Below are 17,939 nucleotides of genomic sequence, written 5' to 3'. Positions count from 1 at the left end.
GTGAAACCCTGGGCCGGCCGATGACATGGAGACAAATCGTCTTACTTGGCGGGAACCTGGATTTCCTTGCCGACCATCAGGTGATGCGGGTTCGGCTTGCCGTTGGCTTCGGATAGCTTCCGCCACAGCGTACCGTCGCCATAGAAGGTCACGGCGAGATCCCAGAAGGTGTCGCCCTTGGCGATCACATGGGTCGAGGGCGTCGTTGCCACAGGCGCGGACGCTGCCGGCGCCGGCATCGGTTCCGCAGCGGGCGCGGGTGCGGCCGGTGCAGGCTCGGTGGCTGGGGCGGGCTCGGCTGTTGGTGCCGGCGTTGCCGGAGCCGCAGGGGCGGGGGCAGGTTGGGCGGTTGGTGCCGGTGCTGCAGCCGGTGCTTGCGCCACAGTCGCGCCGATTTCGCTAACGCGACCGTCAGTATAGGGCTTATAGGGCGAATGGGCAGCCAGATATTCGGCGGTCACGTCGGCGAGATCCGGGCCGAAATCATAGGCGTTCTTGCCTTCCTTGAAGATCGAATAGCCGTCGCCGCCGGCCCGCATGAAGTTGTTGGTAGCGAGCTTGTAGGTCTTGGTTTGATCGATCGAAGTGAAATTGTCACCCTCCTTCACCTGGACATCGCTAATGCGGCTGCCGACAGGCTTGGACTGGTCAAACGAGAATTTCAGGCCGGCGACCTGCGGAAAGCGGCCGGCGCCCTGATCAATCTGGCTGACGCCATTTTCGAGCGCCTTGACGATGTCAGCACCGGTGGCCTCGAACGTGGCGAGGGTGTTTTGGAAAGGCAGCACGGTGATGACCTCGCCCTGGGTAACGTCGCCGCCGTCGATCGACGCACGCAGGCCGCCGCCGTTCTGAACGGCGATGGAGACGCCCTGGTTCTTCGTACGGTCGAGCATGGCGTCGGCCACCAGATTGCCCATCGAGCATTCCTTGACGCGGCAGACCTTGCGGTCGCCCTCGATCGGGCCTTCGGCGGAGCCGATCACCTTTTTGCGCAAATCCTCGATCGGTTTGGCGAGTTCGGTGACGCGGGTGACTACAGCCGGATCGGGCGTGAAGGACGTGTCGATCAGGATCGGGTCGCCCTTGGCATCCTTGACGACGCCGTTATCGTCGAAATTGACGACGATATCGCCGAGATATTTGCTGTAGGAGGCGGCCTGGACGACCGGCACCTTGTAGCCGCCGGGGTTGTCGACCATCGTCGGATATGGGCCTTCAGCCTTCGGATCGGTGTTGGACAGCAGGCTGTGGGAATGGCCGCCGACGACGACATCGACATCCGGAATCTTGGCGATGAAAGTGAGGTCGCGGGGATAACCGACATGGGTGAGGGCAATGATCTTGTTGACGCCCTGGCCCTTCAGATCCTGAACCGCGGCCGTGATCGACTGGACGTCATCGCCGATCGTGACGTTCGGGCCGGGCGAGGACAATTCGGGCGTGTCATTGGTGACGGCGCCGACGATGCCGATCTTCTGGCCGCCAACATCAAGCACCAGCGACGGCTTGATGCGGTCGCCGAGCTTGGAGGCAGCCGTCGCCTTGACGTTCGCCGTCACCACGGGGAATTGCACCTTGTCGAGGAAGGTGGCAAGTCCGTCCTCGCTGTCGTCGAATTCATGATTGCCAACGGTCATGGCGTCGAACTTCATCATGTTCAGGAATTCGGCTTCGGCCGCGCCCTTATAGGTGGTGTAAAAGAGCGAGCCCTGGAAATTGTCGCCGGCATTCAGCAGAAGGACATTCTTGCCCGATAGCGCCTGGCGGCGCTGGTCGATCGCGGTCTTCAGGCGGGCAGCACCCCCGAAGCATTCCTTCTTGCCTTCCTCCTCGGCCGAGCAGGTGGAATCGAACTTGTTGATCGATTCGATGCGGGAATGGAAATCGTTGATATGAAGAATATTGAGTTCGTAATCCGCAAAGGCGGCGCCCGCGCTCAGCGCCAGCATGGACGCGGTCAAAAGACCGAAGCTGAAAGACTTCGTCATCCCTGTTCTCCTGATTGAGGCGAAAGATCCCCCTCGCCGATCCCTTCCACAGTCCGCCGGGGCAGTGTCCCGGCGTGCAGATGTTCCATGACACGGCATAGAACCGCAAGGGAAAGCTGGGCTAGGCGGCAGGCTTTCCAAGGGGAGAGGACAAAAAAGACGCCTGCTATGCGGGGCAATCGCCTCCGGCGGCGTTTCTGTAGAGTTCGTTCACGGCCTCGGCGATATTCGGAGCTGCAGTGAGCGCAACGATCAGGCAGAGGAGCGAAACAAGCGGTGGAAGCGCCGTCCAGCTCTAGATCAGCAAGGTCGGCAGGGCGAAGATCAACACCTGCAGCGGCCCGTCGCAATCGGGAGCCGCGATGACCCTGGGCACGATAGACGTTGGCCGGCAAGACAACGGCAAATGTCGCGAGCGGCATCGCCACCAGTAAGACCATATAGCCGGCGAAGGCTCGCATCGCGACGATCCCTGCAAGCCCTTCATGTCGCCGACTAGACGCGGCGGGAGAGCGTAAATTGCGATCCGGTTGCGGTGGTACAGTTCAGCTGGCTGGAACCAATCAACGCGCAATTGACGAGAGATGTTGTTCGTTTGACATTTGAATAGAGATTTATCTGAATAATCCCATCAGGGCTGGTCGTGTATGTCCCCGATGCCATCTGAGTATTTGTTCCGTCGCTTGTGCGAGTAACAAACTGGCCGCTCGAGAATGTCGACGTCAAACCATTGGCATCCGTCCACTCGCCTTCGACGCCGGCGGGCGCAGGTGCGGTTGCAACCGGCAGGGGGCGCGGTCCTGATGAAACGCAGGCGGCAAGCGCGGCTGCAGCACCGACAAGAACGAGACCAGTTTTCATCTTCATAAGGCTTCTCCCGGCGATTCGGCGCGGGCAGACCCCGCCGCAGTTCGCGCAAAACATGGCGTGCGACCGCCATGATGGCAAGCCTTGGAGCGCCGATGGCGGCATTTATACAGCAGGCGTTACAAAAATGCCCGCCTTGCGGCGGGCATCCAGACAGCTGACAAACCCGTCGATATTTTTCGGCGGGTTTTATTTTGGAGTTGGCTGCTTCGAATTGGGTGCGGCTGCGGAGCGGAGGTGGCGGCCTGTGGCCCTCATGCCATGGCTGGTTTGGGTGCTTTGGTGAGCGCCATTGCGATCTTCTTGATGTTTTGGGCTGCGGCGGCCAGCAGGCACTGACAAGCGACGCGGGTCAGACTTCGAAAGCGCGCATAGCGGTGCCCGTGAAGCTGCTTGGCATCGGCGAAGGAGCGCTCGACTGTCTCCTTGCGGCGCTTGTAGATCGCCTTGCCCCAGGGCGTCAGGCGATGAGCGTCGGTGCGCTCCCGGGCGTCTTGCCAGACATGACGGGTGATGGTGCGGACGGCCTTGCTGTTGCTGGTGCACGACGCCAGCAACGGGCAGGAACAGCAGATGGCCGGATCGGATGTGTAGTGTTTGTAGCCGTTGCGGTCGGTGGTGGCATAGGTCAAGAGCTGACCTTCGGGGCAGCGGTAGCCGTCTGTCTCGGGCTCATAGTCGAATTTCGACTTGCGCATCATGCCGGCCTTGGGCGGCGTCGGATTGCGGTAGCCGGTGACGCCGAGAATAGTGCGATCTTCAAGACCCTTGGCGATGCCGGATGTGGCATAGCCGGCATCGAGCCCGACCGCCTTCACATCGAAGTCGAAGCGATGCCGCTGCCGGTCCAGCCGATCGAGATAGACGATACTGTCATGCACATTGGCCGGCGTCACATGCGTGTCGGTGATGATGGCGAGCTTGCCGTCCACCGTGCGGTGATCGAGATAGAAGAAGCCCTTCGGCTTGCCGTCGCGCACCATGTAGCCGGCCTGGGGGTCGGTACGGCTGACCTTGGTCTGCTTCACCTGCGGCTCGCGCTCCTTCTCCGTCAACGGCTTCTGCCCATGCAGCGCCCGCTCAGCCTCGATCGCCCGGTCGAGATCGGCCCAATAGTCGGCACGCGACTTCTCGATCATGGCAAGATCGTACTTGCCCTTGTTGGCATTGGCCTTCAGATGCGTCGAGTCGGTATAAAGCACCGTGCCGTCTACCAGCTTGTGGGCGATCGCCTGTTCGACGATATGGTCGAAGATATCCTGGGCCACCGATGTGTCGCTGAAGCGCCGACGCCGGTTCTGGCTCAGCGTCGAGGCGTCGAACACGCCATCTGCCAGCTTCAACCGCAGGAACCAGCGATAGGCGACGTTGACCTCGATCTCGCGCACCAGCTGACGCTCGGAGCGGATGCCGAACAAATAACCGATGAACAAGGCCTTGAACATCAAGGTCGGATCAAGCGCTGGCCGGCCGTTGTCCGGGCAGTAAAGCAAAGCCACACGATCATGAATGAAGGAAAAGTCGATCACCTGATCAATCTTGCGAAGCAGGTGATCCTTCGGCACTAGGCTATCGAGCGTCACCATCTCGATCGCCGTCTGTTCGGCAGAGGGTTTCTTCAACATGTCCCAATGAATCACAAAACCCCCGGCATCGCCAGGGGTTTGTCAGCAGTCTGAATGCCCGCCTTGCGGCGGGCATCTTCAAAGTCGCACTGAGGGTTCAGCGAACAAGAATGTTCCTGAACTGCCAGGGATCCTTCGTGTCGATGTCCTCGGGGAAGAGACCGGGACGACCGTCGAGCGGGGTCCAGTCGGTGTAATGGCCTTCGACCGGACCGAGATAGGGCCTCTGCACTTCGAGGCAGCGCTTGTAGTCGATCTCGTCGGCTTCGACGATGCCGGCCGTCGGGTTTTCCAGCGCCCAGACCATGCCGGCGAGAACAGCGGAGGTTACCTGCAGTCCGGTGGCATTCTGGTAAGGGGCGATGCGGCGGGTTTCCTCCAGCGACAGGCGTGAGCCGTACCAGTAGGCATTCTTCTCATGGCCGTAGAGCAGGACGCCGAGTTCGTCGATGCCATCCTCCAGTTCGTCCTCGTCGAGAACGTGGTGGACCGGCTGAGGCGTGCCGCCATTGCCGAACATCTCATGCAGGGAGAGCACGGCGTCGTTGGCCGGATGATAGGCATAGTGGCAGGTCGGGCGGAAGGTCACTTCGCCGTCCTTGTCGCGAACGGTAAAGTAGTCGGCGATCGAGATCGACTCATTATGGGTGACAAGGAAGCCGTATTGCGGGCCGGGCGTCGGGCACCAGGTGCGCACGCGGGTGTTGGCGCCGGGCTGCTCCAGGTAAATCGCCGCCTTGTTGCCCTTCTTGTGCTTCTTGGCGTTCTTCGGCATCCACTGTTCATGCGTTCCCCAGCCGAGTTCGGCCGGCTGCATGCCTTCGGAGATGAAGCCTTCGACGGACCAGGTGTTCCAGAAGACGTTGAGCGGCTTCGGATGCTTGGTACGCTGGGTATCGCGCTCGGCGATATGGACACCCTTGACGCCGAGCTTCTTCATCAGCTTGGCCCAGCCTTCACGATCGTGCTGATCCGGTTCGTCGAACTTCAGGCCGGTGTCATTGGCGAGGTTGACGAGCGCCTGCTTGACGAACCAGGAGACCATGCCGGGATTGGCGCCGCAGGTGGAAACGGCCGTGGCGCCGCCCGGGTTCTTCGCCTTTTCCTTGCGCACGGTTTCGCGCAGCGCATAGTTGGTGCGGTCGGCATTGCTCATGCCCTTGTCGAAATAGAAGCCGAGCCAAGGCTCGACGACGGTATCGATATAGAGAACGTCGAGCTTGCGGCAGAGCTTGATGATGTCGAGCGAGGAGGTGTCGACCGAGAGGTTGACGCAGAAGCCCTGACCTTCACCTTTCGTCAGGAGCGGCTTCAGCAGGTCCTTGTAATTGTCCTTGGTGACATATTCCTTGATGTGAAGCACGCCGTACTTCTTCAGTATCTCCATGTCCGAGGGCTCGTCGCGCGGGTCGATGACGACCATCCGGCTCTTGTCGAATTTGAAGTGGCGCTCGACCAGCGGCAGGGTGCCGCGGCCGATGGAGCCAAAGCCGATCATCACGATCGGACCGGTAATTTCGGCATATACCGGGTGGTTCTTTTCCGTCATTCTTTTCTCCTGTGGAAGGGGACGAAGGCGATCAGCCTGAAGAATTCTTTTGAAATTGCCGCAGAAATTGCGAGGTGACCGGCTCTAACCACAAAACGGCGTCACAATAAAGAGCGTTGACCGGGAAAGGTCAAATATCGGGCGGGTGAGGTCAGCAAGCGGCGGCGGACCATCCGGCCCGCCTCTGAAATCAGCGTTTCAGGATTTCCAGGTCTTCGACCGTCGTTGTTACGGCGAGCTCGGTAATGTCGTATGCGGCGACGCCATGGATGATAAAGGGATCGGCGGCGACATAGGCCTCGATCGCGGTGCGATCGCCGATTGCGAGGATTGCGCCGCCGGTGCGCGGCACTTTGCGGCCGGAGGCGAGGAACCAGCCCCTGGCATAACCGTCCTTCACCCAGGCCATATGCGCTTCCATGTACCTGTCGGCTTCGCCATTGGATTTGAGATAGGTAAGGGAGAGGATGAACATGATCAGGTCCTGACGAGATTGGCGCGGATCAGGCCGCGCAGCGAGTTGCCGATATAGAGCGTGCCGGCGTCGAGATCGGCAAGTGTGAGGCGGCCGACACGCGCCTTGCGCGCGCAAATCAACTCGGTGCGCAAGACGCCGGCAAGCAGGCCGCAGGAGATCGGTGGAGTGCGTAGCGTACCGGTCCCGTCATCAAGAAAGACGGAGGTGATGGTGCCCTCGCAGACCTCGCCGCGCTCGTTCAACAGGATGACCTCATCGGCTTCGGCCGATGTATATTCGGCGCGTCCCGCCTCGTAGACGGCGCGGCGCGTCGTCTTGTGGCGCAGCAGCCTGTCGGTGGAATCAAGACGCGTCTCAGCGATGCGCACCGTCCAGACCGTCTCCGGCGCCAGCGGCACGAAGGCCGCGCTCGTCACCTCGATGCGACCCTGCCGATCCAAGGTCAGTCGGAGGCGCAGCGGACCGGCAGAGCCCGCCACGACGTCCTCGAGTTTTGCAGCCGCCTCGATCGGCTGCGGGAAGCCAAGGCGACGGGCGGAACGGGAAAGCCGGGCGAGATGCAGCCGCAGGCGGATGAAGCCGTCGCCGGGCTGCCAGCGCAGCGTCTCGATCAGCGAAAAATCGGTCATCGCGCGATCCACTGGTCGCCGACGGCGAAGCGGGCCTTGAGCAGACATTCCTCATATTCGGCCTCGGCGGTCGAATCGAAGACGATGCCGCCGCCGACATTGAAGACGGCCCTGCCGGCGCCGAAAAGCGTGATGGTGCGGATCGCGACGGAAAAACGCATGGCGCCACTCGGCGAGATCATGCCGATCGCGCCGCAATAGGCATCGCGGGGGGCATCCTCCAGCGCGTGGAGAATTTCCATCGCTCGCATCTTCGGCGCGCCAGTGATCGAGCCGCAGGGAAAGAGGGCGGAGAAGATGTCGCGGATCGAAAGGCCGGGGCGCAGCCTCGCCTGCACATGACTGACCATCTGGTGGACGGTCGGATAGGTTTCGACGTCGAAGAGCTTCGGGACATCGAGCGTGCCGACCTCGGTGATGCGGGAGATATCGTTGCGCAGGAGATCGACGATCATGCGGTTTTCGGCCTGCGTCTTGATATCATTGCGCATGGCCTCGATGATTTCGGCATCGTCGGCGGCAGTGGCGCCGCGTTTGGCCGTCCCTTTCATCGGATGGGTCTCGATCCAGCCTTGCTCATCGGTGCGGAAGAACAATTCGGGCGAGCGCGACAGGATGACGGGGCCGCCGAGATCGACCAGCGCGCCGTATTTGACCGGTTGGCGTTCGATCAGCGACCAGAAGGCAGCGCGAGGATCGCCGTTCCAGCGGGCCTCGACCGGTATGGTGAGGTTCGCCTGGTAGGCGTCGCCAAGCCTGAGGTGCTCGTGAAGCCGGTCGAAACGCGCTTTATATACAGGGAAATCCCAGGCAGCTTTCGGAGCCGTGAGGAATTCCTCGTTTTCGAGACGCTGTTTCGGCCGGGCAAGCGGGTGTGTGTCCGGCTGGGGAGCATCGAAAACGCCGAAAAGGAGAAGCGGCGTTTCGCGGTTTTCGTCGGCGAAGGCAGCGAGTTTTTCTTCGAAGAGATATCCGGCCTCGTAGGCCACGTAACCCGCAAGCCATTTGCCGGCGGCCTTGGCTTCTTCCATCCTGACAAGGCCGGCAAAGAACTCGGCGCGCGTTCGCGCGACGATCATCTCAGCCGGTTCCGCGAACAGCATCACCTGGCCGGTCGTGTCGTCGCGGAAGAGAATATAAGGTTGATCGGCCACGCAACGCTTTCGGTTGTTCTGCTCCTCACTGCCTGGATGCGATCAAGAGCGTTAGATAATTTCTCTCTTCTCCCTTCGGGGAGAAGATGCCCGAAGATGAGGGGGTGGAGCGAAGCGACGTCCTGAGCCTATGCGAAGGAGAGGGGCTGCCGTGCAGTTCCCTCATCCGCCTGCCGGCACCTTCTCCCCGAGGGGAGCAGGGACTCGCCTCTCTCATCCCCTATCCAAAGCCTCCAATTCGTCGATCAGCCCCTCGATCATCGACAGGCCATGGCTCCAGAACGACGGATCGGTGGCGTCGAGGCCGAAAGGCTTCAAAAGTTCCGAATGATGCTTGGTGCCGCCGGCCTTCAGCAGTTCGAAATACTTCTCCTGGAAGCCCTTCTCGGCCTTCTGGTAGACGGCATAGAGCGAATTCACCAGGCAATCGCCGAAAGCATAGGCGTAGACATAGAAGGGCGAGTGGATGAAGTGGGGGATATAGGCCCAATAGGTCTCGTAGCCCTCGGAAATGCTGATCGCCGGCCCGAGGCTTTCGGACTGGACGGAGAGCCAGAGTTCGCCGATGTCGTCGGCGGTGAGCTCACCTGATTTCCGGGCGGTGTGCAGCTTGCGCTCGAATTCGTAGAAGGCGATCTGGCGCACGACCGTGTTGATCATGTCCTCGACCTTCTGGGCGAGCATCGCCTTGCGCTCGCGCCTGTCGGTGGTCTTTTCGAGAAGCGCGCGGAAGGTCAGCATCTCGCCGAAGACGGAGGCGGTTTCGGCAAGCGTCAAAGGCGTCTGGCACATCAGCGCCCCTTGCGCGCCGGCCAGAACCTGGTGCACGCCGTGCCCGAGTTCGTGGGCCAGCGTCATCACGTCGCGCGGCTTGCCCATATAATTGACGAGCACATAGGGATGGGCCGAGGGAACCGTTGGATGGGCAAAGGCGCCGGGCGCCTTGCCGGGACGGACCGGGGCATCGATCCATTGTTCGTCGAAGAAGCGCCTAGCGATATCGGCCATCGCGGGGGCGAAATTTCCATAGGCCGACAGCACCGTGTCCTTTGCCTCCGACCAGGAGATCACAGCGCTGGAGGTTTCCGGAAGCGGCGCGTTGCGGTCCCAGAAGTTCATCTGCTCCATGCCGAGCCATTTCGCCTTCATCTTATAATAGCGGTGCGAAAGACGGGGATAGGCTTCCCGGACGGCAGCGGCGAGCGCATCGACGACCTCGCGCTCGACACGGTTTGCGAGGTGCCTGGAGTCGGCAATGTCTTCGAAGCCGCGCCAGCGGTCGGAGATATCCTTGTCCTTGGCAAGCGTGTTGGTGATCAGTGTGAAGATGCGGATATTGGCCTTGAAGGTTTCGGCGAGCGCCATGGCGGCCTTGCGGCGCACTTCCGAATCCTTTTCCTGCAACATGTTCAAGGCAACTTCGAGCGGCACTTTCTCGCCATCGATCTCGTAGCGGAGTTCCGCCATGGTTTCGTCAAACAGGCGATTGAAGGCGGCCGCCGATGTCATCGACTTTTCGAGGAAGAGCTGCTCCAGCCTGTCGTCGAGCTGATAGGGCTTGTCTTTCCTGAGGTCGATCAGCCAGGGGCGATAATGACCGGCATCGGGGTCGTTGGCGATGCAGGCGTCGATGACCGCGTCGTCGATGCGGTTCAGTTCCAGCGCGAAGAACAGGAGATGGCCTGAGAATTCGGTGATCTTGGCCTGGACGTCGCCGTAGAGCTTGCCGTTGGTCGGGTTGGTGGTGTCGGAGAAATAGGTGAGGCCGGCGAAGGAGCCGAGGCGGCCCATAATGTCGTCAAGCGCCTCATATTCCTTCAGCGCCGCGCCGATGCCCTGCCTGCCGGTTTTCGTCGCGGCGTCGGCGAGTTTGCCCTTCCACCTTTGCTCGAAGGCGATCGCGGCCTTGCCGGCCTTCTCCATGTCGGCGACGAAGGCGGTTGACGTGGCGGAGGGATAAAGATCCTGCAGCTTCCAGACCGGCAGATCGCCGAGCGCCGGATCGGCAGGCCCCGCTGGCGCTGCAGGCGACAAACGAAGGCTGGCGTGCGGGAGCTTGATTTTCATAAACGCAATTCCTCTCCACTTTATAACAGGTCTGTTTGAATAAGCGTGAGAAGGCGCCGCATCAAGGGCCTTTCGGCCCATCAAAGGCCTCGCTTCGGCACGAAAAGCGGCTGTCGCAATCAATAAAATGCAATTGTTTCTCAAAACTGGATGTTCAAGCCTTTCTGCCAGAGTGCCCACCATGGTTTCGCATGAAGTGAGGCGACAATGACCGGTTACACTGAGCTCAAGGGAGCAGGGCAAATCCTCGTGGTCGAGGACGACCCGGTGCAGCGCCGTCTGCTCAAAAACGCAATCGAGCGTCACGGCCATGTCGTGCACCAGGCGGAAAACGGCCGGATCGGCCTTGAAATGGTCAAACGCGACAGCGGCCTTTTCAACGTCATCGTGCTCGACCTGATGATGCCCGAGATGACCGGCCTAGAATTCCTCGATGCACTTCACGAATTCGGCACGCAGATCCCCGTCATTGTGCAGACGGGTCAGGGCGGCATCGAAACCGTCGTGCAGGCGATGCGCGCCGGCGCCTTCGATTTCGTCGTCAAGCCGGTTTCGCCCGAACGCATCGCCACGTCGATCTCCAATGCGATGAAGCTCGACCAGCGCGAGGTGAAGGCACGGGCCGGACGCCGGTCGCGCTCAGGCTCCGTTGGTTTCGACGACATCGTATCGGCAAGCCCGGCGATGATCCGCGTCATCGATCTTGCCCAGCGGGCGGCGCAATCCAACATCCCCGTCGTGCTTGAAGGTGAATCCGGCGTCGGCAAGGAGCTGGTGGCGCGCGCCATCCAGTCCGGCGGTGAACGCTCGAACAAGCCGTTCGTCACCGTCAATTGCGGAGCGATCCCGCACAACCTCGTCGAAAGCATTCTCTTCGGCCACGAGAAGGGCGCCTTCACCGGGGCGACCGAACGTCACATCGGCAAATTCATGGAGGCCGACGGCGGCACCATCTTCCTCGACGAGATCGGCGACCTGCCGCTCGAAGTGCAGGTGAAGCTGCTGCGCGCGGTGCAGCAGGGCGAGATCGAGACCGTCGGCGCGCGCACCGCACATAAGGTGAATGTCCGGCTGATCTCGGCGACCAACAAGGATCTGATCGAAGAAGTCAAGAACGGCCACTTCCGCGAAGATCTCTACTATCGCCTCAACGTCTTCCCGATCACCATCCCAGCGCTGCGCAAGCGCAAGGAAGACATTCCGCACCTGGTGCGCGTCTTCGCCGAGCGCTTCTCCAGCGAGCAGAAGAACGGCCGCCGCATGACGGTCAACTCAGGCGCGCTGGCGCTGCTGACCGCCTATGACTGGCCGGGCAATATCCGCCAGCTCGAAAACGCGATCTTCCGCGCTGTCGTTCTGGCCGAAGGGCCGGAGTTGACCGAGGCGGACTTCCCGCAGATCGCGGCCCAGCTTCCGGAATATGAAGTGGTGGATCACCTTGCGCTCGTGGCCGACAATTCCGGCCTCGACCCGGACGAGGCATATGGCGAGGAATACCGGGCGCCGACGCCAGCGGAGGTGCACCACCACCGCCTGTCCGAGACCTCCGAAAATGCAATCGCCAGCGTCAATCCCTCGGGCGACGTGCGCAAGCTTGCCGATGTCGAGGAGGAACTCATCCGATTCGCACTCAAATTCTATCGCGGACAGATGAGTCAAGTGGCGCGCAAGCTTGGCATCGGACGATCCACACTTTATCGCAAACTCAAAGATTACGGCATAGACCCCGATAATCCCCAGAAAGATGCGGCTTAAGCCCTATTTATTAAGACTCAGGCAACCACGAACTGTTACTGATTATAAACCACTTGTTAGTGGCTCGTTCACTATGTAAAGAAAAGGTTGATCATGTGTGGCATTTTTGCCATCGTGTGACCGCATTTGACAGTCATCTGAGACAGTACGGGACATTGTCTGTCTGACGGGGATCGAGTTGCCGAATCTGAATGGGAATTCCAAGCCTTCGCGCTTGAGCTGGCGTTCTTTGTGCGCCGACATTTGCGGAAAGGCAGTGAGGACGGCGGCGGCCGCCCTTCTTGCGCTTGCAGTTTCCTCGCCGGTATTCGTCAGTACGCGTTCCGAGGCCGCGGGCGAAACCCGTAGCCTCAAGCTCTATTTCATCCATACCGGCGAAAAGGCCGTCATCACCTACAAGCGCAATGGCAAGTTCGACCCCAAGGGTCTGGAGCAGCTGAACCGCTTCCTCCGCGACTGGCGCAAGAATCAGCCGACGAAGATGGATCCGCGCCTGTTCGACCTGATCTGGGAAGTCTATCGCCAGAGCGGTTCACGGGATTACATCAATGTTGTCTGCGGCTTCCGCTCGCCGGCGACCAACGAGATGCTGCGCGGGCGCTCGCGCAATTCCGGCGTCGCCGAAAAGAGCCAGCATATGCTCGGCAAGGCGATGGATTTCTTTATTCCTGATGTCAAGCTCGCAACCCTGCGCGGCATCGGCATGAAGATGCAGGTCGGCGGCGTCGGCTTCTATCCGAAATCCGGTTCACCCTTCGTGCATATGGATGTCGGCGGTGTTCGCGCCTGGCCGCGCATGAGCCGCGACGAGCTCGTTCGACTTTTCCCGAACGGCAATACCCTTCACATTCCGGCTGATGGCAAGCCGCTGCCCGGCTATCAGCAGGCGATGGCCGACTACAAGCGCCGTGTCAACAGCACGCAGATCGAGATCGCCAGTGCGTCCGAATCGTCGCCGAAGCACAAGACGCTGTTCGAAGCACTTTTTGGCGGCGGGGCTGATGAGCAAGAGGATGAGTCGGACGATTCCGCTCCTGTCGCTGCTGCCAAGGCGACGCCGCCGAAGGCTGCCGAGCCGACCCCGGCCGAGCCGCCGCAGCAGACCGAAGTTGCCAATCTGAACGCACCTGTGCCGCAGGTTCGTCCGGCATTCAGCAACCAGCCGGCCGGTAGCGAAGTTGCGAGCGCACTGATGGCGCCGCCTTCGGGTAATGCCGCGCAGCAGGCCCTGGCCGCGCTCCCAGTCGATCAGGCCCAGCCGCAGCAGTTCGCCGATCTTAGCGCCTACAGCATCCCGATTCCTTCGCTTCTCGGCCAGCGCCGTGCGCCCGGCGATGCCGAAGTCGCGTCGACCGATCCCGCCATGCTGAGCGGTATGCCGGTTCCGACGCCGGTCGAACGTCCTGCCCTTGCCGAAAAGCTTCTCGCTGCGGCCGATGCCGATCCGGAAGCAGAGGCCGACGAGGCCGATCAGGACGGCGGACTGTCTCCTGCCGTTGCCGACGCGCTCGACCAGCAGAACAAGATTGGCGAAAACCAGGTCGCCGCGCATGCGCCGGAAATGACGGTGGAGGAGGCAATCAACGCCGCGATGCCGCAACAGCCGCCTGCCCAAAAGCCGTCGCTTCAGCTCGCAGCCCTGGCGCCCGTAACGAAGTCGGCAAACTTCGGCGACGCCTTCGACACACCGGCCGCCGAAAACGCCGTCGCACCGGCTGTTCCCACCAAGGGGGGGCGCCCGACGCAGAAGGAGGCCGCCGCCGCCGACGCCAGCCGCGCGACGGTGCGCACCGAGCCGAAGCTGACGCAGAAGATGATTTCGCAGTGGGCGCTGACCAATGCCCGCCTCGAGATGGCCTCCAAGCAGGTCAAGGCGCCGCGCTTCGTCAGCCAGACGATGCGCGCCCAGCCGACCGCCGTCTATGCCGAAGGTTTCAACGTCAAGACTGCGTCGGTCGATCCTGCCCGCTTCAGCGGCACGGCCGTCAACTTCATGGAAGTGCGCAAGTTCAATACGAACTGAGCATGCCGATCCTGGGAATTTCAAAAACCGCTGGAGCGATCCGGCGGTTTTTCTTTTGGCCGCTTCGATCTGACACTGTCGGTGTTCGGGGGGTCGCGTTCTCTCCAAAAGAAAGCCGCCGGATCGCTCCAGCGGCTTATCGACGTCAGCGATGCCAGTCGGATCAGCCTTCCGGCGGGGACTCGATCATACCGAGCGCGTGCAAATAGGTGTCGAGGATCGCTTCCTCTTCCATGCGCTCCTGCTCGTCCTTTTTGCGCAGCGCCACGACTTTCTTCAGGATCTTGGTGTCGAAGCCCATACCCTTGGCTTCGCCGTAGACGTCCTTGATGTCGTCGGCGATGGTCTTCTTTTCTTCTTCCAGCCGTTCAATGCGCTCGATGAAGGCGCGAAGCTGGTCGCGGGCGACGCCATGTGCATCAGACATCGTGTTCTCCTGATTGGGACGATAATTTTGGATGCCCGTGACTGCCGCGAAGCGGCGCGAGGGTCAAGCCTATTCGCCGCGTGATGGGCTATTTGTGGGGGTTGTTCAGTTCAAAAGCGGCCTTTTGCACAGGCGAGGCCTCGTTCTGATGGAGATTTTTCCAGTCCTCGTAAGGCATGCCGTAGACCATTTCGCGCGATTCGTCCTTGGTCACGGCGACTCCCTCGGCTTCGGCCGCTTCGCGGTACCAGTTCGACAGGCAGTTGCGGCAGAAACCGGCCAGGTTCATCAAATCGATGTTCTGCACGTCGCTGCGCTCCCGAAGATGCGCGACGAGGCGGCGGAAGGCGGCGGCTTCAAATTCGGTCTGTTGTTCTTTGCTGAGCGCGGTCATCTCGCTTTCCTTCCTTCAATAGGGACCGGTGCGCGACAGATGGACGTCGTATTCGTGCAGGGCAGGATCGGCGTTCATCGCCGCAAAGATCGGCGCCAGGCGTTCGGCCCATGCAGCAATCCCGGTCTCGTCTGCGATCAGATCCTGCCGCACTTCGAGCAGTGCGTGCGGGATGCCGGTCATCATGCAGTGCCGGTACATGGTATCGCCCTTCAGGGCGCCGTCATAGGGTTCGTTGTCGCCAACGAAGAGATCTGGATCGGCGCGTAGCATGTCGAGCAGCGGGCCGACGGCGCGCCGGTCGCTGTCCCAGAGGACTGCGGCATGCCATGGGCGGGGAATTCCTTTCCACGCCGGCGTGAAGGAATGCAGCGACAGGACCAGCGGCGCCCGGCCGGTGGCGTTCGCAACCTTATCGATAGTTGCCGCCACCGCATGGTGATAGGGGCGATGGAAGGTCTCGATACGATACTCCCATTCCTGCGGTGTGATCGGATGATTGCCAGAGATTACGGCGCCGTCGGAAATCTTCATGACCAGCGTCGGGTCATCCTCGCCGCGGTTCGGGTCGATCAGCAGGCGCGAGAAGCCACCAAGCACCGCAGGTACGCCAAGTCTCGCCGAAAGCTGCCGCGTCAGGCTCTCGATGCCGATGTCATAGGCGATGTGGCGGGCAAAGGCCGCATCGGGCAGGCCGAGCCGGCCATATCGCGCGGGAAGGCGGTTCATCGCGTGATCGGCGAGGATCACCATGCCTTTGTCATGTTTGCCGGATAGGATTTCGAAGGATCGGAAGTCGTCCATGAAGGAATTGCCATTCGTTATTGCGCGGTCGGGCTCAGTGATCGCATGGGGCTCCCGACGGTTCAAGCACTACAGGCGGCAGGAACGGAAATGACCCTTGACGTGCAGTTTATGAAAGGAAATATAATCGATTAGCATCGCGTTGACTTTCGCTTGGCGGCGGCGCAAGAAGACACGGATATGAATAACCGTGGAGCTATTTGGGAGCCGTGTTGATTCAAGCCGCGCCAAGTTTCCTCACGCGGTCCGGACCGCTGGTCCGACTCGCTCTGTTCGCTCTTGCAGCTTTTATGCCGTTCTTCATCGCAGATGCCGCACGCGCCGATTTTCGCGTCTGCAACGGAACGCAGAATCTGGTCGGCGTCGCGATCGGGTATCGGGCCAAAGATGGCTGGGTGACGGAAGGCTGGTGGCAGGTGCCGGCAACAACCTGCGCCGTGTTGATCGAGGGAGAATTGCAATCGCGTTATTATTACCTCTACGCAGAGGACGCCGCCCGGGGAGGACGATGGACGGGGGACGTGCAGATGTGCGTGGCGGAAAACGAGTTCAAGATCTCGGGTGTGCAGGATTGTTATGCCCGCGGCTACCAGAAGATGGGTTTCAAGGAATATGACACGGGCCGCCAGGGCAGCTGGATGGTCCAACTCTCCGACACCCCAGGGACGCAAGAAAGCCAGAATTGATGAAGCGTAATCGCAAAATTAAAATCCTCGCCACCCTCGGGCCCGCCTCCGCCGAGGAATCGGTGATCGAGAAGCTGCACCAGGCTGGTGCCGACGTCTTCCGCATCAATATGAGCCATGCGAGCCACGACCTGATGCGTACGCTCATCCAGCGCATCCGCTCGGTCGAGGCGCGCTCCGGCCGGCCGATCGGCATTCTCGCCGACCTGCAGGGGCCGAAACTGCGCGTCGGCAAGTTCGTCGACAGCAAGGTCGACCTGAAGCCAGGCCAGACCTTCACGCTCGACAACAACGAAGCGCTCGGCGATCAGACCCGTGTCTATCTGCCGCATCCGGAGATCCTGGAATCGGTGCAGCCTGGCCATCGCCTGCTGATCGACGACGGCAAGCTCGCGCTGCGCGCCGACAAATGCGACGGCAAGAGCATCGTCACAACGGTTATTTCAGGTACCCGCATTTCCGACCGCAAGGGCGTCAGCCTTCCCGACACGCTGCTCGGAGTCGGCGCACTGACGGATAAGGACCGCGCCGACCTCGACGCCGTGCTTGCCACCGACGATGTCGACTGGGTAGCGCTTTCCTTCGTCCAGCGTCCCGACGACCTTGCCGAGGTGCGCAAGATCGCCCGCGGCCGCGTCGGTCTGATGTCGAAGATCGAAAAACCGCAGGCTCTCGAGCGTATCGAGGAGATCATAGAGCTGTCCGATGCTCTGATGGTCGCCCGCGGCGATCTCGGCGTCGAAATGCCGCTCGAATCGGTTCCCGGCATCCAAAAGCAACTGATCCGCGCCTGCCGCCGTTCGGGCAAGCCGGTGGTCGTCGCCACGCAGATGCTGGAATCGATGATTTCGGCCCCGGTGCCTACGCGCGCCGAAGTGTCGGATGTCGCGACCGCCGTCTTCGAAGGTGCCGATGCCGTCATGCTCTCGGCCGAATCGGCCTCCGGCGACTATCCGGTCGAAGCCGTCTCGACCATGGCGTCGATTGCCACTGCCATCGAGCGCGAGCCGCATTATCCCGGCATTATCTATGCCCAGCGCGCCCAGCCGGAAGCGACCGGCGCCGATGCGATCTCACTTGCCGCCCGCCAGATCGCCGAGACGTTGAAACTGTCGGCGATCGTTTGTTACACCTCCTCGGGCACGACAGGCCTTCGCGCCTCGCGCGAGCGCCCACAGGTGCCGATCCTGGCACTGTCGCCGATCATCAAGACGGCACGCCGGCTCGCCATCGTCTGGGGCCTGCATTGCGTCGTCACCCATGACGCCACCGATCTCGACGACATGGTCAACCGCGCCTGCCGCATCGTCGCGGACGAAGGCTTCGGCAAGCCGGGCGACCGCATCATCATCTCGGCCGGCGTGCCGCTCGGCACGCCCGGCGCCACCAACATGATCCGCATTGCCTATATCGGTTCTGACGGCCAGAGCGGCATCTGATCCGATCGCATCCCGACAAGAACCCGCTGCCTCACAGGGGCGGCGGGTTTT

15 protein-coding genes and 1 pseudogene are annotated in these 17,939 nt (G+C 61.3%); 4 read left to right on the top strand and 12 right to left on the bottom strand.

Going from position 1 to position 17,939, the window contains the following annotated elements:
• Window positions 1-41 precede the first annotated feature (41 nt).
• From J2J99_RS18850 to J2J99_RS18815, 9 genes and pseudogenes are all read right to left on the bottom strand, one after another.
• Entirely contained in the window at window positions 42-1,991 is a 1,950-nt protein-coding gene (locus J2J99_RS18850; protein WP_207600934.1) for a bifunctional metallophosphatase/5'-nucleotidase, read from the bottom strand.
• A 166-nt stretch (window positions 1,992-2,157) separates the two neighbouring features.
• Window positions 2,158-2,452, bottom strand: a pseudogene (locus J2J99_RS34060) (hypothetical protein).
• 34 nt (window positions 2,453-2,486) lie between these two features.
• Complete coding sequence (omp10, locus tag J2J99_RS18845) at window positions 2,487-2,858, bottom strand: outer membrane lipoprotein Omp10 (protein ID WP_168302444.1); 372 nt, start codon at window positions 2,856-2,858, stop codon at window positions 2,487-2,489.
• A 254-nt stretch (window positions 2,859-3,112) separates the two neighbouring features.
• Complete coding sequence (locus tag J2J99_RS18840) at window positions 3,113-4,483, bottom strand: IS1182 family transposase (RefSeq protein ID WP_168302470.1); 1,371 nt, start codon at window positions 4,481-4,483, stop codon at window positions 3,113-3,115.
• Between the two features lie 97 nt (window positions 4,484-4,580).
• Window positions 4,581-6,032 (bottom strand): homospermidine synthase, encoded by a 1,452-nt coding sequence (locus tag J2J99_RS18835; RefSeq protein ID WP_168296031.1) that lies wholly within the window; start codon window positions 6,030-6,032, stop codon window positions 4,581-4,583.
• A 190-nt stretch (window positions 6,033-6,222) separates the two neighbouring features.
• A complete protein-coding gene (locus J2J99_RS18830; protein WP_168296032.1) occupies window positions 6,223-6,507 on the bottom strand; it encodes a YciI family protein in 285 nt (94 codons plus the stop codon).
• 2 nt (window positions 6,508-6,509) lie between these two features.
• Window positions 6,510-7,139 (bottom strand): aminotransferase class IV family protein, encoded by a 630-nt coding sequence (locus J2J99_RS18825; protein ID WP_168296033.1) that lies wholly within the window; start codon window positions 7,137-7,139, stop codon window positions 6,510-6,512.
• The gene (locus tag J2J99_RS18820; RefSeq protein ID WP_205918748.1) at window positions 7,136-8,242 is read right to left on the bottom strand and encodes an aminodeoxychorismate synthase component I; all 1,107 of its coding nucleotides are present in this window, start codon (window positions 8,240-8,242) and stop codon (window positions 7,136-7,138) included. The genes J2J99_RS18825 and J2J99_RS18820 overlap by 4 nt, the downstream gene beginning before the upstream one ends.
• A gap of 264 nt (window positions 8,243-8,506) precedes the next feature.
• On the bottom strand, window positions 8,507-10,360 hold the full coding sequence (locus tag J2J99_RS18815; RefSeq protein ID WP_168296035.1) for a M3 family oligoendopeptidase: 1,854 nt from the start codon (window positions 10,358-10,360) through the stop codon (window positions 8,507-8,509).
• Window positions 10,361-10,567: 207 nt separating this feature from the next.
• Between J2J99_RS18815 and J2J99_RS18810 the strand changes: the two genes are divergently transcribed.
• A complete protein-coding gene (locus J2J99_RS18810; protein WP_168296036.1) occupies window positions 10,568-12,115 on the top strand; it encodes a sigma-54-dependent transcriptional regulator in 1,548 nt (515 codons plus the stop codon).
• Between the two features lie 178 nt (window positions 12,116-12,293).
• Window positions 12,294-14,138, top strand: a complete 1,845-nt coding sequence (locus J2J99_RS18805) for a peptidoglycan L,D-endopeptidase MepK (RefSeq protein WP_168296037.1) — start codon at window positions 12,294-12,296, stop codon at window positions 14,136-14,138.
• A gap of 163 nt (window positions 14,139-14,301) precedes the next feature.
• On the opposite strand, the gene J2J99_RS18800 is transcribed toward J2J99_RS18805, so the two are convergent.
• From J2J99_RS18800 to J2J99_RS18790, 3 genes are all read right to left on the bottom strand, one after another.
• Entirely contained in the window at window positions 14,302-14,565 is a 264-nt protein-coding gene (locus tag J2J99_RS18800; RefSeq protein WP_003585771.1) for a DUF2312 domain-containing protein, read from the bottom strand.
• 88 nt (window positions 14,566-14,653) lie between these two features.
• Window positions 14,654-14,959, bottom strand: coding sequence for a DUF1244 domain-containing protein (locus J2J99_RS18795; RefSeq protein WP_010030106.1), 306 nt, complete (start codon window positions 14,957-14,959; stop codon window positions 14,654-14,656).
• Between the two features lie 15 nt (window positions 14,960-14,974).
• Entirely contained in the window at window positions 14,975-15,763 is a 789-nt protein-coding gene (locus J2J99_RS18790) for an N-formylglutamate amidohydrolase (protein ID WP_168296038.1), read from the bottom strand.
• A 200-nt stretch (window positions 15,764-15,963) separates the two neighbouring features.
• Between J2J99_RS18790 and J2J99_RS18785 the strand changes: the two genes are divergently transcribed.
• Both J2J99_RS18785 and pyk read left to right on the top strand, forming a co-directional pair.
• Window positions 15,964-16,449, top strand: coding sequence for a DUF1036 domain-containing protein (locus J2J99_RS18785; protein WP_168296039.1), 486 nt, complete (start codon window positions 15,964-15,966; stop codon window positions 16,447-16,449).
• Window positions 16,449-17,888, top strand: a complete 1,440-nt coding sequence (pyk, locus tag J2J99_RS18780; RefSeq protein WP_168296040.1) for a pyruvate kinase — start codon at window positions 16,449-16,451, stop codon at window positions 17,886-17,888. Before J2J99_RS18785 ends, pyk begins: the two co-directional genes overlap by 1 nt.
• The last annotated feature ends 51 nt before the right edge of the window (window positions 17,889-17,939 follow it).

The sequence above is a fragment of the Rhizobium binae genome (genome assembly GCF_017357225.1).
In the GTDB taxonomy this organism is placed as follows: Bacteria; Pseudomonadota; Alphaproteobacteria; order Rhizobiales; family Rhizobiaceae; genus Rhizobium; species Rhizobium binae.
Note: the sequence above shows the minus strand (reverse complement) of the source record. Positions and strands in the feature narration are given on the sequence as shown.